This is a genomic window from Bacillus sp. mrc49 (genome assembly GCF_002803435.1).
In genome coordinates this window covers 1-781 of sequence record NZ_PHNG01000608.1, presented here as the reverse complement: position 1 = coordinate 781, position 781 = coordinate 1, and the positions used below count along the sequence as shown (strand labels likewise).

Below are 781 nucleotides of genomic sequence, written 5' to 3'. Positions count from 1 at the left end.
GGGCTTGCACGACTTGCCGTAATTGTGAGGATCAATGCCCGGTAATGAATGAACATGTCGACAAAATCATCGATATGCGCCGATATCTAGTGCTGACTGAAGGCAGGCTTGATCCTGATGCCCAACGTGCAATGACCAATATTGAGCGTCAAGGAAACCCTTGGGGGCTGAACCGAAAAGAGAGAGAAGATTGGAGAACCTTGAGGGAGGATGTCAGCGTTCCTACCGTGAAGGAATTGCAAAAGGCAGACGAAGAATTCGAATATTTATTCTGGGTGGGTTCAATGGGATCTTATGATAACAGAAGCCAGAAGATTGCCCTTTCCTTTGCCAAGTTAATGAATGAAGCGGGCGTCAAATTCGCGATTCTGGGAAATAAAGAGAAAAACTCAGGGGATACCCCGCGTCGATTGGGTAATGAGTTTGTTTTTCAGGAGCTTGCCATGAAGAACATCGAAGAGTTCCAGAAGAACGAAATCAAGAAAATCGTGACGATCGATCCGCATGCCTATAATATATTTAAAAATGAGTATCCGGATTTTGGCTTGGAGGCGGAAGTGTACCACCATACGGAATTGCTTGCAAAGCTCGTCAGCGAAGGCAGGCTGGTGCCGCAATATCCAGTTAATGAAACGATTACTTTCCACGATTCCTGCTACTTGGGAAGGTACAATGAGGTATATAGCCCACCGCGTGAGATCCTGCAATCGATTGCTGGCGTGAAACTGATCGAGATGGAGCGCAACCGTGAAAAGGGCATGTGCTGTGGTGCCGGAGGCGG

Annotated in this window: 1 protein-coding gene; it reads left to right on the top strand. The window is 47.4% G+C overall.

The window, feature by feature from the left end; genetic code table 11:
• Positions 1 to 781 (top strand): (Fe-S)-binding protein (locus tag CVN76_RS06360; protein WP_198512510.1); only part of this gene is annotated, 781 nt, incomplete at both ends.